At 45.6% G+C, this 15418-nt stretch carries 14 protein-coding genes; 7 read left to right on the top strand and 7 right to left on the bottom strand.

What is annotated here, in order from left to right; translation table 11 throughout:
• Window positions 1-8: 8 nt before the first annotated feature.
• Together ACQY3H_RS03055 and ACQY3H_RS03060 are read right to left on the bottom strand one after the other, a co-directional pair.
• Window positions 9-563 carry a type IV pilin protein gene (locus tag ACQY3H_RS03055; RefSeq protein WP_428074736.1) on the bottom strand — a complete coding sequence of 185 codons (555 nt, stop codon included), beginning with the start codon at window positions 561-563 and terminating at the stop codon, window positions 9-11.
• Window positions 564-688: 125 nt separating this feature from the next.
• Window positions 689-1369: an outer membrane beta-barrel protein gene (locus tag ACQY3H_RS03060; protein WP_428074738.1), complete on the bottom strand. Its 681-nt coding sequence runs from the start codon at window positions 1367-1369 to the stop codon at window positions 689-691.
• Window positions 1370-1485: 116 nt separating this feature from the next.
• Between ACQY3H_RS03060 and ACQY3H_RS03065 the strand changes: the two genes are divergently transcribed.
• Window positions 1486-2346: a bifunctional 5,10-methylenetetrahydrofolate dehydrogenase/5,10-methenyltetrahydrofolate cyclohydrolase gene (locus ACQY3H_RS03065; RefSeq protein ID WP_428074740.1), complete on the top strand. Its 861-nt coding sequence runs from the start codon at window positions 1486-1488 to the stop codon at window positions 2344-2346.
• A gap of 9 nt (window positions 2347-2355) precedes the next feature.
• On the top strand, window positions 2356-2757 hold the full coding sequence (locus tag ACQY3H_RS03070; protein ID WP_428074742.1) for a hypothetical protein: 402 nt from the start codon (window positions 2356-2358) through the stop codon (window positions 2755-2757).
• Window positions 2758-2808: 51 nt separating this feature from the next.
• On the opposite strand, the gene ACQY3H_RS03075 is transcribed toward ACQY3H_RS03070, so the two are convergent.
• From ACQY3H_RS03075 to ACQY3H_RS03090, 4 genes are read right to left on the bottom strand one after another with little or no spacing between them, the layout of a single operon-like run.
• Window positions 2809-3501, bottom strand: coding sequence for a glycerophosphodiester phosphodiesterase (locus tag ACQY3H_RS03075; RefSeq protein WP_428074744.1), 693 nt, complete (start codon window positions 3499-3501; stop codon window positions 2809-2811).
• Between the two features lie 37 nt (window positions 3502-3538).
• Complete coding sequence (locus tag ACQY3H_RS03080; protein ID WP_428074746.1) at window positions 3539-5761, bottom strand: AsmA family protein; 2223 nt, start codon at window positions 5759-5761, stop codon at window positions 3539-3541.
• A 2-nt stretch (window positions 5762-5763) separates the two neighbouring features.
• Window positions 5764-6330: an epoxyqueuosine reductase QueH gene (locus ACQY3H_RS03085; RefSeq protein ID WP_428074748.1), complete on the bottom strand. Its 567-nt coding sequence runs from the start codon at window positions 6328-6330 to the stop codon at window positions 5764-5766.
• Between the two features lie 12 nt (window positions 6331-6342).
• On the bottom strand, window positions 6343-7131 hold the full coding sequence (locus ACQY3H_RS03090) for a metallophosphoesterase (RefSeq protein WP_428074750.1): 789 nt from the start codon (window positions 7129-7131) through the stop codon (window positions 6343-6345).
• A 60-nt stretch (window positions 7132-7191) separates the two neighbouring features.
• On the opposite strand from ACQY3H_RS03090, the gene ACQY3H_RS03095 reads away from it, so the two are divergent.
• The 5 genes from ACQY3H_RS03095 to ACQY3H_RS03115 all read left to right on the top strand — a co-directional run bounded on the left by ACQY3H_RS03095 (window position 7192) and on the right by ACQY3H_RS03115 (window position 13446).
• Entirely contained in the window at window positions 7192-9180 is a 1989-nt protein-coding gene (locus ACQY3H_RS03095) for an FAD-binding oxidoreductase (protein WP_428074752.1), read from the top strand.
• A complete protein-coding gene (locus ACQY3H_RS03100; RefSeq protein ID WP_428074754.1) occupies window positions 9177-10475 on the top strand; it encodes a 4Fe-4S dicluster domain-containing protein in 1299 nt (432 codons plus the stop codon). Before ACQY3H_RS03095 ends, ACQY3H_RS03100 begins: the two co-directional genes overlap by 4 nt.
• A 4-nt stretch (window positions 10476-10479) precedes the next feature.
• Window positions 10480-11670 (top strand): HD domain-containing phosphohydrolase, encoded by a 1191-nt coding sequence (locus tag ACQY3H_RS03105; protein WP_428074756.1) that lies wholly within the window; start codon window positions 10480-10482, stop codon window positions 11668-11670.
• A 115-nt stretch (window positions 11671-11785) separates the two neighbouring features.
• Window positions 11786-12865, top strand: coding sequence for a tRNA 2-thiouridine(34) synthase MnmA (mnmA, locus tag ACQY3H_RS03110; protein WP_428074758.1), 1080 nt, complete (start codon window positions 11786-11788; stop codon window positions 12863-12865).
• Window positions 12866-12960: 95 nt separating this feature from the next.
• Window positions 12961-13446 carry a type IV pilin protein gene (locus ACQY3H_RS03115; RefSeq protein ID WP_428074760.1) on the top strand — a complete coding sequence of 162 codons (486 nt, stop codon included), beginning with the start codon at window positions 12961-12963 and terminating at the stop codon, window positions 13444-13446.
• 50 nt (window positions 13447-13496) lie between these two features.
• Here the strand turns inward: ACQY3H_RS03115 and dnaK are convergent, their stop codons facing one another.
• Window positions 13497-15368 (bottom strand): molecular chaperone DnaK, encoded by a 1872-nt coding sequence (gene dnaK, locus ACQY3H_RS03120; RefSeq protein ID WP_428074762.1) that lies wholly within the window; start codon window positions 15366-15368, stop codon window positions 13497-13499.
• Window positions 15369-15418 lie beyond the last annotated feature (50 nt).

Below are 15418 nucleotides of genomic sequence, written 5' to 3' on the forward strand. Positions count from 1 at the left end.
TTTTTCGGTTAAGGCATTTCGTAAAAACGATATCCCCATTTCGTAGAAACATTGTTCGTTGCGTTAAACATTTTCCCGCAGAAACTTCCTTGGGCAAGAGCAAACCAACTTTGGCTTTCCACGCAATATAACTTTTTCTTTAGTACGCCGTCCGGATCGTCATGCACAAACATAAAGCCGCCGCCTTTATATGTACCGTCGCGAAAGACCGCGGAAGATAACAAAAAAAGCCCTGTATGGGACACATTGACCACCAACTCAAATTCGTTCGTTCGGCGCACAGCATTTGTTGAGGTTACATGCAAGCCAAGTGAACTGGTAGAAGCCGAAGACAGGTGGTCAAAAGATAAATCCAACACGTCAAAATCATTGGCATATTCCCCATTGGCTAAAAAATAAGCCTCTTGGGCGGTAGCCAAACTTCTGGCAGCGGTTTGCAATTGTACCGAGCGGCTTTTCCACACCGTTTTTTGATATTGCGGCAAGGCTACGGCAGAAAGGATCCCGATAATCAACACGACAACTAATAATTCAATAAGGGTAAATGCTTTGTTATTTCTCATAAAAATTTTTCCCGGCAGATGTGTACTACTACAATATAGTATCGGTTTTTTACCGATTGAGCAAGAAAAATTTCTACCGGTGGCGAAGATCTAAAGACAATTTACCCTTTATAAAAAATATCTTTTTATCCGAAGTTGAGCCGGAACGCCAGCGAAACATAACTGCGGCGCGTATCTTTTCCGACAAGGGCCCCGCCGATATCCCCCGCCAAGCGGCTGTCATCATAATCAAATACGTTGTAACGCGCTTCTATACTCCACGAATAGTTGGTACCTTGGTCAAATTCAAGCCCCAGCCCGACATATCCGCCCCAAGACGCATCCGTCACGCTTTCCTCTCCCAAGTCAAACTCTTCGTCCCACGTATATTTCATCGTTCCGTTAGACAAAGTAAGCCCCGCCCCGAACGGAATATACAACCGCACGGGAGATTGCGGATTCAAATTGATACGTCCGGCACCCATTAACTGCAAGGTTTGCATGTCGAAATCAGATTCCAACGTATGCCAAAACCACCGTCCGCGGACATCTTCCACCATCTGCGTACCTTTGAAATTGGCCAAGTGGACATCAAGCCCCAATCCCAAATAAGACGTAGGAAAATACAAGTAGGATAAGCCCATCTCGGCGCCGAAATTCCCCCACGATAAATTTTCGCCGTCCACTTCTATCATTGATTTTTCCAAGGCCGATCCCAGCCCCCCGTATAGCGAAACCATCCCGTCGCCGTCTTCAATGCCTTGGGCATTACCCGCAACGGGGAAAATACACATGCTTACAAAAACCGCCATCAGTATCTTTTTCATAACCCGCTCCCCGGGACAAGCCATTTATTAGCCCCTGTTATTGGTAAAACCCGGCCGAAAAAAAGTTTATTGCACCTTTCTGCCGAAACACCGCCGTTATTTGCTAAAATACCTATATGATATTAGAAGGCAGAACACTCGCTCAGCAAATTCGCGCGCCCTTACAAGAGCGCGCCGAAAGCGTGCGCCAAAAACTCGGCCGCCCGATTTGCTTATGTGCGCTTGGCTCGTCGGAAGATTACGCCGCAAGGCTGTATCTGCAAAAAGAAACCGATGCCGCTAAGAAAATCGGCATAGAAACTCATATTTTTGATATCAATAACTATACAAATGCAGATGGTTTTTGTCAGGCCGTTAAAACATTAGCCACCCATGCGCAAACCGATGCCGTGCTCATCCCGCGCCCGTTACCGGAACAATTAGCCTTCAGCGATTTTGCCAATTATCTCAACCCCCGTCAGGATATTGACGGGATGTCTATTACCAATGCGGGCCGGTTGTTTTTATGCAAAACGTGGGAGCAAATAAAACAACTCCCCGGGTTTGTACCTTGTACCGCTATGGCAGTTATGCGGTTGTTAGATTTTCATCACATTGATTTAGAAGGCAAAGAAGCCGTTGTTATCGGCCGCTCATCTACCGTAGGTCGGCCGCTGGCGCACTTGCTTTCGTGTAAAAATGCAACGGTCAAATTATGTCATTCCCGTACCGATTTACCGCGTGCCGTAAAAAATGCGGACATTATCTGCTCGGCGGCAGGAACGCCCGGTTTATTAAAAACCGAGTGGCTTAAAAAAGGAGCCGTCGTCATTGATATTTCCACCAATTGGAGCAACAACATGCTCTGCGGTGATGCGAACGCGCAAGAATTAGATGCAGCCGGCATTTTTTATTCGCCCGTACCCGGCGGAGTCGGCCCGGTAACGCTTGCGGTACTGCTGGAAAACATTGTATTATCAGGTGAACGGAAAATTTAAGGAGAATGTATGAAATATATTACCAGACTGATGTTATTTTTATTCTGTGCCGGAATTTTGACGGCATGCGCTTCCGAGCAAAAAGAGGATCCGCGCTATAACCGTAAAATCTATCTGACCGAAGAAGATTATTTGGAAGATTTAACGCAAGAAGCGGCCAAAGAACGCCGCGAAGCCCCCCCCGCGCCGGAATCGGAATATGTGTTTAACACAATTGCCGAAACAGACAAAGGCGTCTATTTCTTTGATGAACGGCAGCAACCCAAAGTTCCCGGGCAACCTTCCGACAGCGAGTATAAGAAAGAAAAACGCTTGTGGAAAAAACCCAAACGCTACTCGCCGGACCAATACTACGGTAGCCAAGAAACAACCACCCAATCGTCATCCAGCGAAACAACATACGATTATTAGTATTTGTTAAAAAACCCCCGCTTCACCGCGGGGGTTTTTATGTGAAAAAATCTACACAAACAACTGAATAACATCCGTAAAAATACCGTCCGCTCCGTCTTGGGCTAAACGCGTTGCGGCCGCTATTTCATTAACGGTATAGATAAAAACCTGCCAGTTGTTTTCATGACATACGCGCGCCAGTTCCGGCGTAAAACGTGTTTGATTGATATGCACGCTTTGCGCCCCTAATGCTTGCACCAACGCAGGGTCAAAAGCACGCGTAAGTAACCCAATATGCGCCGTAGGGGCTAATACACGCAAACGCGCCAACGTATCATAATCAAAACTGGAAAATAAAATATGCTTTTCTAATACGGGATAATTTTTAAGTGTTTGCCATAACACTTTTTCAATACCGGGATAGATATTGTGATCGTTTTTTATTTCTATATTTAACATTTCTAAACCGGGCGTAACAATGGGCAGAATTTCTTCCAACAACGGAACAAAAACTTTTTCTTGCGAAAAGGGATTTTTTAACGGAATTTTTTTTAATTCTTGCGCGGTCAAATCACCCAAGTTGATATCTTTTCCGGCGGTAGATAAAAGCGAATAATCATGATGGACGGCCAATTTGCCGTCTTTGAGCAAATGCACATCCAACTCAAAATTGCGCGCCCCTTGTGCGTGCGCGAGCGCAAAAGCCTCTATTGTATTTTGAACGCGCAGTGTATTAGCGCCGCGATGTGAAAAATAAATCATAGTTGTAATATCAAAATATCTGTTTTATTGTAAAACACTATTCCGCCTTTTCCGTGGCGGATTCTTCGGGCTCGGCAGGCGCCGGAGCCGGTTGTTCTTCTTGGGGCGACTCATCTTTAGTAAATAAATCAATCACACCGCCTACCCCTTTTTTGACGGCACGCGAAGCAAAATTATTTGTTACCCCTTGCGTCACTAAAGACGTAACAGATCCCACCACGCTCATATTTCCTTGCGGATCAGTGACCGTCCCGCCGATTTTAAGCGTCAACGGCATAATGCCCGAAGTTTCGTGTTTGCCGGGGGCGGCATGAACGGTCATATCGATTTTTTCCGTCTTAAAGTTCGTTTGACCGGACAAATTAAACGACATCATATCCGATACAAAACTCCCTTTTTTGACCGTTGCTACGCCTTGCTCAAATTGTACGTCGGTTGCAAATTTATGATACGCCAATTTACCGTCTACCTTACGTGACGAAGCCGGAACTTTTACGGCCACCATTTCCCCATTTTCATCGGGAATCATTTTGATAACTTCGTGCGACTCGTCGTTTTTAGATGAGCCGGCAAGCCCTCCCAATACAGAAAGGACATCCAAACTATTAAATACTTTGCCTACTACATTTAACGACATAAATAACACTTTCATCAGCGCATTAGAATCTGTTAATTGGTACAAATCGGTAATTTGGCCGTCGTTAATGGATAATTTTAACGTACCGTGCGCTTGGTCCAAGCGCGGCGTAATACCGGCCATGTCTAACTTAAAATCTAAATCATTTCCACGCAAATGCGGTGCATCCAACGACAACACTTGCACATCGGCTTTAGCGGTAATAGGCGGCAACGGCCACGCTGTTTTTTCCGTAGAAGCCGTTTTTTCGGTAGCGGTTTTTGGGGCGGTCGTTTTTTCCATAGACGGCAAAACCACCCGGTCGGCCGAGGCTTTTAAGTTAGCCACAATTTTTTTGGGAGTTTGATTAAAGGAAAATGTCGTCTTAAACGGTTCGCCGTTTAACATACCGTTGATATCAAGCGTGCCTTGACCGTTTTGGAAGTCCCAATGTTCTTCGCTATCCAAAATCACTTGCAAAGCGGAAATTTCCCCGAGTTGCGTTGTTTGCAATTTACCGGCTAGCCACTCGGCTTTTGTCGTTAATTTTTTAGAAGTAGTTTGAGCCTTTAAGGTAATATTTCCGCCCAAATCATACGGTTTAAGCGCGGGGAAGGAATCCTCCAAGGTATCTACTTGCACTTTAGCATTGGCCGTTAAATTATATTCATTAGGCGCCCATTGTACATCCCCTTTGGCCGTCACATCTACCCCGGGGAATGTAATGCCCATTTGTTTAAGTTCTACTTTTTCTTTTTCCGTTTCCACGCGGCCTTTAGCATCTGCCGAAAGTTGCGTAAACGTAAACGGAAATCCGTTTGAAACAAACGGAGACAACCCTTGTGAAGAAATGTTTTTTCCGGTGAATTTTAAATCAAAAGACGGATTATCCCACTCCTCTACGCGGCCCGATAAAACAGCACGCAAACTATCCGAATGTACGGCAAACGAAGAAATATCCGCATAGGCTTTGGACAAATCAAGTTCATTCAAAAACACCTTGGACACTAAAGAAACATCGGCTGAAAATTTATCGTTATTTTTGGTATAAACGAACTCGGTTTTTGCACGAACGTTAAAAGGCTCGTCCCATGAAAAATCATGTATGTGGATTTCTAAATTATTGAGTCCGGCTTGCAGCGAAGTTTTTGCATCGGTATAAATAAAGGATACGTTATGCGCGCGCAAATCTTTTACAGCAATATCAAACGGAGCGCCGGAAGTTGTATCAGTATCTTTTTGGTTCGTTTTTCCTGTTAAAAAATCCGTATTTAATTTACCTTGTTCATCACGTAGCATATGCAAAGATAAACCGTCCACATCTACGGCTTTGATGTGCAACTCGCCATGTAACAAATGCCATAAAGATACTTTTACACGGGCGCGGTTAATGTGTAACATTTTTCCTTCGGCCATTCCCCCCGCTTTGGCCAAAGCAAAATCTTGTATGCGGGCGCCGCGCAAATTCAGCCGCGCATGACCGAGTTGAACTTCCCGCCCGGTGGCAGCCGATATCTGTTGGATAATTTTTTGGTGTATCCATGAAGTTCCGGATAAAATATGCAACCCGATGTGTAATAAAAATACACACAGGGATAACACCGCCAAACTTATTCCTACCCATTTTATCCAAGTTTTTTTCATGGTTATTTCTCTTTTTCACGTAATTGCGCAGCGGCCAAACTGTATTTGCAACCGCAATACGTCTGCTGATACATATTAAATTCTTTAATAAGCGCACGACGCAATTCTTCCAATCCGTCCTTGCGCCAATCGTTGGCCCAATACGGTTTTCCGACAGCCATCCAGGCGCGCCGCGCCGCCGCATTTACTTGATTCAAATCTTTATAGCGCGATACGCCCAGCACAGAAGTCAACGCCTCAAAGCCATGGGCTTTGGCATATTCTTGCGCCCGGCGCAAACGCATTTCAAAACAGGCACTACACCGCTTCCCGCGTTCGGGTTCATTTTCAAGCCCCGCAACGGCCTTATCCCAACGATCAGGATCATACGGCAATTCTACCAAATGCGCGCCTAAAGTTTCACACACGCGGCGCTGTTCTTGCAACCGCTTATCATACTCTTGTTGGGGGAAAATATTAGGGTTATAAAAAAGAACGGTAACATCCGTCCCGTTTTCTACCAGTTTTTTAATTGCCGCGCACGAACAAGGCGCACAGCAGGAAAGCACCAATAATTTTTTGTAACCCATAATTTGTCTGCGTTAGGGCTGGGGAACTTCCCGGATTTCCGGCGTACCGTTTTCGTCAACAACCAAATACTGTTGTTTGCGGTGCATGCCTGCATCTACAGGGATAATGCGGGAAACCGGATCAATAATAATACGTTCTACTTGTGTATGACCCACCACTTGCCAAATAGGGCTTTGCGGAAAAGAATCAACCAAGTCTAATAAATCTTCCCAAAAAATCCCGCCGAATTTATCCGTACCGGAACGGCTAACGCTAATGTTAAAAATGGGATGTTTGAAAAACTGATGTTTAATAGATTCTTTGAAAATTAAATTGATAAGCACCGCTATGTTATGCGGGCTGGCATCATCTAATTGCATTTGAAAAATTTTATATAACCGTCCCGTTACCCCCGCATGCGTAAATAAAAATCCTTTATAGGCATAGGCGGCGCGTAATTGTCCGTTTAAGACTTGGGCAGTAAATTTTTCACGTAAGTGTATAGCCTCTGTTCCTTGCAAGCCGGAAATAGAAAAATTAGATAATAAAATTTCCAATTCGTGATTACCCACCAACCGAATTACTTCTCCGCCGGCTTTAGCGGCTTGCATTTGAATTTTATCCAATAAAGCATCCGCTTCTCGCGCTTGCGGCCCACGATCAAAAATATCCCCGATTTGGAGCATACGGGCAGAACCGCCTATCCAATTCAAGGAATCATCTATCAATCCGGCGTGACGTAAAATAGAGACAAACGGCTCATACTGGCCGTGCACATCTCCCACCACAAAAAAATGTTTGTTTTGTTTTGGTGTTTGCATAGAACTCTGCTTATACAAATACTATAATATAGTATATCAAACTTAAGCCGTTACTACATTATGGAAATACCGCTAAAAGCCGTAAACTCGTTACGTAACATCGTAGGTGCGACCCAGGTCTGCACGGATACCGTATCGCTACTTCTAAACGCATACGACTGTTCCCGTTCGCGTATGAGACCGGATATCATCGTACATATTACCCAAACCACGCAAATTGCCCGTGTTATACAGGTGTTATATAAGTACCATATTCCGTTTGTAGTGCGCGGCGCGGCCAGCAACCATGCCGGCAGTTGCAGTACGCCAAACGGTGGGGCGGTACTTCAGGTAGCGGCGCTAAATCATATTTTAGAAATTAACACCCAAGCCAACTATGCCCGCGTAGAACCGGGTGTTATTACCGGGCAACTGGATGAAACATTACGTCCGCTTGGGTATTTTTACGCCCCCGATCCGGCCAGCAAATCGTTTTGTACGATTGGCGGCAACGCGGCCCAAAACGCAAGCGGAGCCCGGTGCTTAAAATACGGCGGAACATTAGATCATATTTTATCCGTCAATGTAGTATTATCCGACGGTACTTCTCTTACGCTGGACCGAAGCGAAAACGGGCCGGACTTAGTAGGGCTGTTAATCGGAAGCGAAGGCACGTTCGGTGTGATTACCGAATTAAAAGTAAAAATTTTACCGCTACCCGCACATATTAAAACTTTTTTGGCCACTTTTAATTCATTGGAAGACTGTATCAGTTCCGTCACCGGGCTCATTGCTAAAGGCATTACGCCGCGTTGTGTAGAAGCCATGGACAAGCGCACCTTAAACGCAGTGGAAGATTTTGCGCATGCGGGATATCCCAAAGACGCCGAAGCGTTGTTACTGGTAGAATTGGACGGCGAGCGCACACAAATTGAACGGGAACAACTCGTTTTAGAAGATGTTTTACATAAGCATGCGGTACAAACGTTCCGCACCGCGTCTACCGAAGAAGAACGCTCCCATTTGTGGAAAGGCCGCCAAGCCGCTTACAGTGCCATGGCACGCTTATCTTCAGCCGTATTGGTATGCGACGGGACCGTTCCTCGCAGCGAACTGCCGCGCACGTTGCGTCGTGTACAAGAAATTTTAACCAAGTATGATATTACAGCCAGTTTACTTTTTCACGCGGGCGACGGAAACTTCCATCCGCAACTGATGTTTGATGAACAAAAAAAGACCGATACGCGCGCTCTTGGGCAAGCCGTCAAACATATCTTACAAGCCTGTGTGGACGCCGGCGGTACCATATCGGGAGAACATGGTGTAGGTATTGAAAAACGCGGGTTGATGGCCTATCAATACGATAGAGATACCTTATCGGTTTTTGCTCGTCTGAAACACGCGTTTGACCCGGACAATTTATCAAATCCGTCTAAAATTATCCCGGTAAATTTTGAAGAAAAAGCCGAGGCGGCCCGTCCGCTGGATGTTTCTGCCCAACCGGTACTTGAGGCCTTTTTACAAGCACAGCAAACGCACCGTCCGTTTTTCATCACAGGGCAAAACAGCATTCTACAAACTTCCGAGCCACACCGAAACGTCCCGTCGCTTAACCAAATTTGTGACATTGACTTAACTAATTACACCGCTACCGTTCAAACGGGCGTTACGCTTATGCAACTAAATCATGCCTTGCGTGAAAAAAATGTATATAGCGTATTGCCCGATACGCCTAAAGGCACGCTGGGCGGGGCTTTTTCATCGGGACAATACCCCGATTTTTATGCAGATGTTACCGGCATTCAGGCTGTTCTGCCCGACGGAACAATTATCCGTTATGGCGGAAAACTAACCAAGAATGCCGCCGGATATAATTTAATTCGTTTATTTGCCGGTGCACAAGGGATATTCGGTTGGGTAACCCAACTGACATTTAAGATTTATGCCACCCCCCCACGTCCGTTGGCGCCACGCCCTTTCATACCGATAGAGCAAACGCGGCTTATCAAACGCTTAAAACAAGCCCTTGATCCGCAACAAATTCTTTGCGTAACGGAGAAGAAAAAATGAGTTATCCTTGTTTAGAACCAATCTACCTGCAAAGACATATTGATGCGTTGCAAACACCGCTGGGTGAGCGGGAAGTATATAAATCGGTTGCCTATTGCAACCGTTGCGGGGCTTGTATGCCTATCTGCCCGACTTACCAATTTTATAAGCAAGAAATTTTTTCACCGCGCGGACGCAACCAATTGTTACAGTTGGCGTTAGACGGAAAAATCAAAATCACATCTAAAAATCAACAGATATTAGATTCTTTGCGCACCTGCACGCTATGCGGTAAATGCAGCGAAGTATGCGCCGGTCAAATCCCTACCGCCGAACACGTATTGGAAATGCGCCGCGCGTTGCACAAAAACTTTTTACCGTATCTGTTGTATTTATTTTTACACTTACGAACGACAAACCCCAAGTTATTTGCCCGCGTAACGCGCGTCGCATTATTCTTACGCAAAACAGGAATCTTGTTTATACTACGAATCTTGCAATTAACGCGTCTGTTCGGTTTATCGTTTCTAAATTATATGTGCCACATCTTACCGGCGCACATAGTATCGTTGCGAACGGCTTTTGAAAAAGCCGGGCTTAACCCCGATAACGAAACCCCCAAACAAATTTATTTGCCGTCGTTGGAAGCCGAATTTTTACTGCCGGACATAGCGTGTAAAACGTTAGATTTCGCCCAACGAAAAGCGCGCACGGCTGTTTGGCAAAACACCCCGTGCGGATTATTTGAATATGTCTATGGCGATTTGCGATGTTGCCGCCGCACCGTACGCAATTTAATAGAACGGCACGAACAGGCCGGCAAATTACCGTTGATTACCGATAGTATAGATGTATATTATTTCTTAAAGAAGGCTTCCCAATTATTTGCCAAACACCCCAACATGGCCAAACGTGCGCGTGATTTTTCCGCACAAGTAAAATTTGTTACCGACATTTTGCCCACGCCAAAACGCACCTCATTACTTCCGCCGGTACAACTGGAATATGGTTCTCTGTTTGAACGGCGCAGCCAAGCAACGCAACAAGCCCATCAGTTTCTCTTTGCGCTTTTTGGTCAAAATTTGGTAGAGTGTTTGTATACGGACGCGGATATTCCCGCATTCGGATACAGTTTTGTAGATAAAAAAGAAAACGCCCGAATAGGCGCAAAAGTAATAGAAAAACTAGTCCGAACGCGCACTAACAGCGTAGTGGCGCTTTCAGGGCTTGCCGCTTTAGAGACAATATATTTGTTGAAAAAATACAAAATACAAACCAAAGTGGCGCATATTGTGGAAGTTATACAAAACAGGTAATACCATGCAAGATTTTTCGCACCCACACGAAAGACTTACAGCCGAACAGAAACTCCACCTACTCGTAGAGTTCGGCTCCCGTATTTCCTCAGAATTACATTTAGACAAACTTCTTGATATTATCGCCCAGCAAATTACACAAATGTTAGATGCTGGGCGATGTACTATTTACTTAAAAGATGACAATTCCCAAGAATTGTGGTCTAAAATTGCCCAAGGAAAAGGGTTAGAGCATACCGAAATCCGTATTCCGCTTAACAGCGACGGATTTATCGCTCTGGTTGCCCGCACCGGGCAAACCATCAATTTACCTAATGCCTACGAAGATCCGCGTTTCTCTATTGATGTGGATATCGTTACCGCGTTTCGCACGCACGCTACCATAGCCGTCCCGCTTAAAAACAACGCGGGCGAAGTATTAGGTGTTTTCCAGGTGGCCAACAAATCGGACGGGACTCCTTTTGATAAAAGTGATGAAGGGTTACTAAAATTGTTGGGGACTTTGGCGGCCGGTTCTATTGAAATAGCCAAACTGTACCAAGAAGTACGCGTGGCCCAATTAGAAACCATTTACCGCCTGGCCGTTACCGCCGAATATCGCGACCAACAAGATACCCGCCAACACTTAAAAAATATCAGCATTATTTCGTACTTACTCGCTTTATCGTTAGGGATGAGCAAGAGCGAGAGCGAACTGATCAAAAACGCAAGCCCCTTACACGATATCGGCAAAGTGGCGCTTGCCGATAACATTTTGCTAAAACCCGGCAAACTTACGCCCGAAGAATTTGAAACCATGAAATCGCACACCATTTACGGCGGACGCATTTTGGAAGGAGCGCACTCTAAGGTATTGCAGATGGCGCACAAAATGAGTTTGTACCACCACGAAAAATGGAACGGTTCGGGCTATCCCAAAGGACTTCGCGGCGAAGACATTCCGTTAGAAGCGCGTATCGTCACCGTAGCCGATGTGTTTGATGCGTTGTGCGTGTTCCGCGTGTATAAAAAAGCATGGCGTACCGAAGAAGCGTTGGCCTATATTAAAGACGAATCGGGCAAATCGTTTGATCCGCGCATTGTAGAAGCGTTCCAAAAAATCTATCCGTCCGTAAAACGGTTATATGCTCACATTTCCGTCAATAAACCGGATATTAAAAAATCATCTGTTCCTAACAAAACCAAACCCAACTAAAAATTTCCCCCGCACCAATGCGGGGGTTTTTATTTCGCAAGCCGTCCCAAAATACTACAATATAAAAGTCCTTTTGGCTTTCAACCTTAAGTACAAATCTTTCTCAAGTGAGGTTATGATGGAAAAAGAGACAATACTTGTCGGGCTGAGCGGCGGAGTAGATTCCGCGGCTACGGCAGTGCTACTCAAAGAACAAGGATACCACGTCATCGGAGCAACTATGCTAGTGTGGGATCCGTCACTTCCCGTTCCGAAAGGGGAGTATCAAAAAAACGCGTGTTTATCGCCGGAAAAAGAAGATTTGCAAGAAGTAAAAGAAATTGCAGACAGATTAGGCATTGAACACGTTACGGTAGATTGCCGCGACCCATACCGCAAAGCGGTACTGGATAATTTTCGTTTGGAATATGCGTGCGGACACACACCCAACCCGTGTGTACTGTGCAACAGTTTAATTAAATTTGGTGTATTGCCTAACGCGGCGCGAAAACAAGGAATCAAATTTGATAAATTTGCTACCGGCCATTATGCCCGCGTATGCTACGATGAAAAAACAGGCAAGTATCTACTGAAAAAAGCGGTAGATTTATCGCGCGACCAAAGTTATTTTTTACACCGGTTGGGGCAAATACAACTCTCGCAAGTGCTCTTCCCGCTCGGCGAAAAAACCAAGCCGGAAATTCGCGAAGTTGCCCGCGCAGCAGGCTTAAAAGTGGCCGATAAAGAAGACAGCCAAGATTTTTACTGCGGTGATTATAACGACTTGTTAAACTTCCCCAACAAACCCGGTGATATTGTTACCAAAGACGGCAAAGTCGTCGCGCACCACAACGGGATTTGGGGATATACTATCGGAAAACGCAAAGGGCTGGGCATTAGCGGACAAGCCGAGCCGATGTATGTGGTGGAAATCAACGCGCCGAAAAACCAAGTGATTATCGGCCCGAAAAAAGACTTATATAAAGATACGTTGATTGCCACAAATATGTCGTGGGTATGTGGCGAACCGCCCGCCGAAAAATTTGATTGCGAAATTAAAATACGCAATTTACATATTCCGGCACGCGCACACGTAACGGTGCAAAACGGGGAAATTCGCGCGCAATTTGATGAGCCGCAAATTTCTATCACGGCCGGACAAAGTGCCGTTTTATACGACGGAGATATCGTATTGGGCGGTGGCATTATACAGTAACACGCATGCAAAATGTGTTCGGATTTCTCTTTGCAAATCCTTGACAATTCTTTTAAGGACATCCATAATTATAATAACGAAACAAGGAGATTTTTATGAAAAACAACAAAGCATTTACGCTCATAGAACTTTTAGTGGTTGTGCTTATTATCGGCATTTTAGCGGCGGTGGCCTTGCCGCAATACCAAAAAGCCGTTATGAAAGCACGTATCACACAAGTTATTCCGCTCGTTCGTGCCGTGGCAGATGCGCAACAAGTATATTATTTAGCCAACGGAGAATATGCACAGAGCGTAGATGAATTGGGCGTAGATTTTACTTGTCCGGACGGGTGGACATGCATTGTAGGTGGCACATGGACAAACTCCAACGCATATCCTAAAGTAGAAGTCTCCCGTACAGACGGACACAACATAGGAGTAATTTATTATTACGGAGCCCCGAGCGGATCAGAGCACTATAAAGATAAATTCTATTGTTGGGCAAAAACGACAGATAAGCAAGCCGTTGAAATATGCAAATCTTTTGGCTCTCACTTCGAAACAGACTCCAACTTTACCCGTTATTTAATTCAACAATAAAAAACCGGGGAACGAATTTCGTTCCCCGGTTTTAATTTCCCCGAACAGTTTTATTTATCTACTACTTCGGCTTCCACAACGTCGTCTTTGTTGCCGCCGTTGTTGGCTTGCGCTTGTCCGGCACCCGGTTGGGCCCCGGCTTGCGCGCCTTGTTGGGCTTGTTGTTTGGCTTGTGCATCTTTATACATCGCTTCGCCTAACTTTTGGCCCGCTTGCAAAGCAGCATCCGTAGCCGATTTAATACGGGTAACATCGTCGCCTTTGAGCGCATCGCGCAGATCGTTTAAGGCTTGGTCAATCTTGCCGCGTTCTTCTTGGCTGACTTTGTCGCCGTAATCTTTCAGCGCTTTTTCCGTTTGATACAAAACACCGTCGCCTTGGTTTTTGGCTTCAATAACTTCTTTGTGTTTCTTATCTTCTTCGGCGAATTTTTCGGCATCTTTGACGAATTTTTCCACTTCGCTGTCGCTTAATTTATTAGGCGAACTAATCGTAATGTGTTGTTCTTTTTGTGTGCCTAAATCTTTGGCAGACACATTCAAGATACCGTTTGCGTCAATATCAAACGTCACTTCGATTTGCGGCACACCGCGCGGAGCCGGCGGGATACCGTCCAAATCAAATTTGCCGAGCGGTACGTTGTCTTTGGCCATCGGGCGTTCACCTTGCAAGACGTTAATGGTTACCGCCGGTTGGTTATCAGACGCCGTAGAGAACACTTGCGTTTTGCGCACAGGAATCGTCGTGTTGCGTTCAATTAAGCGTGTGCAAACACCACCCAATGTTTCCAAACCCAACGAAAGCGGCGTAACGTCCAACAAAAGAACGTCTTTGACTTCACCCGTTAAAATACCGGCTTGTACAGACGCACCGATTGCCACACATTCCATCGGGTCAATACCGCGTTCAATCTTTTTGCCGACGAGATCTTCCACATATTTTTGCACAATCGGCATACGGGTCGGGCCGCCGACCAAAATAATGCGGTCAATTTGTGAAGCGGACAAATTCGCATCGGACAAAGCCTGATTGACCGATTTGCCGCAGCGTTTGACGATATCATCTACCAAACTCTCCAATTTGGCGCGGGAAAGTTTAAGTTCAAGGTGTTTCGGTCCGTCGGCACCGGCAGAGATAAACGGCAAGTTAATATCCGTTTCCATGGTGGTGGAAAGTTCAATTTTGGCTTTTTCTGCCGCATCTTTTAAGCGTTGGGCCGCTTGTTTGTCTTTGGACAAATCAATACCGGTTTGTTTGCGGAATTCATCTACCATCCACGCGATAACGGCATTATCCATATCCGTTCCGCCCAGTTGCGTATCACCCGACGTAGAAAGCACATCAAACGTACCTTCTTTCCCCATTTCCATAATGGTTACATCCAGCGTTCCGCCGCCGAGGTCAAACACCAACACTTTTTGCTCTTTTCCGGCTTTATCAATACCAAACGCGAGTGCCGCAGCAGTCGGTTCGTTGACCAAACGCACCACGTCCAACCCGGCAATACGACCCGCATCTTTGGTGGCTTGGCGTTGGTTATCGTTAAAATAGGCCGGCACGGTAATAACGGCTTTTTCTACCGGTTCGCCCAAAAAGGCTTCGGCATCTTTTTTTACTTTCTGCAACACAAACGCGGAAAGTTGTTGCGGCGTAAATTCTTGTCCGCGTAAGTTGTACTTAAAATTTTCACCCATTTTGCGTTTGAAAGCGGTTACGGTTCCTTCCGGGTTTGCAATCGCTTGGCGGCGGGCCGGTTCACCTACGAGCCGTTGGCCGTCTTTCGTAAACGCTACATAAGACGGAAACGCTTTTCCGCCGATAGAACTACCTTCCGCAGACGGAATAATAGTTCCTCTACCCCCTTCCATAACAGCGGCTGCTGTGTTGGAAGTTCCTAAGTCAATACCAATGATTTTAGCCATACTTTTAATCTCCTCTTAATTAAATTTTTTTGCGGTTATACCGCCTTGTA

It is taken from the genome of Candidatus Avelusimicrobium luingense (assembly GCF_902757105.1).
GTDB lineage: Bacteria > Elusimicrobiota > Elusimicrobia > Elusimicrobiales > Elusimicrobiaceae > Avelusimicrobium > Avelusimicrobium luingense.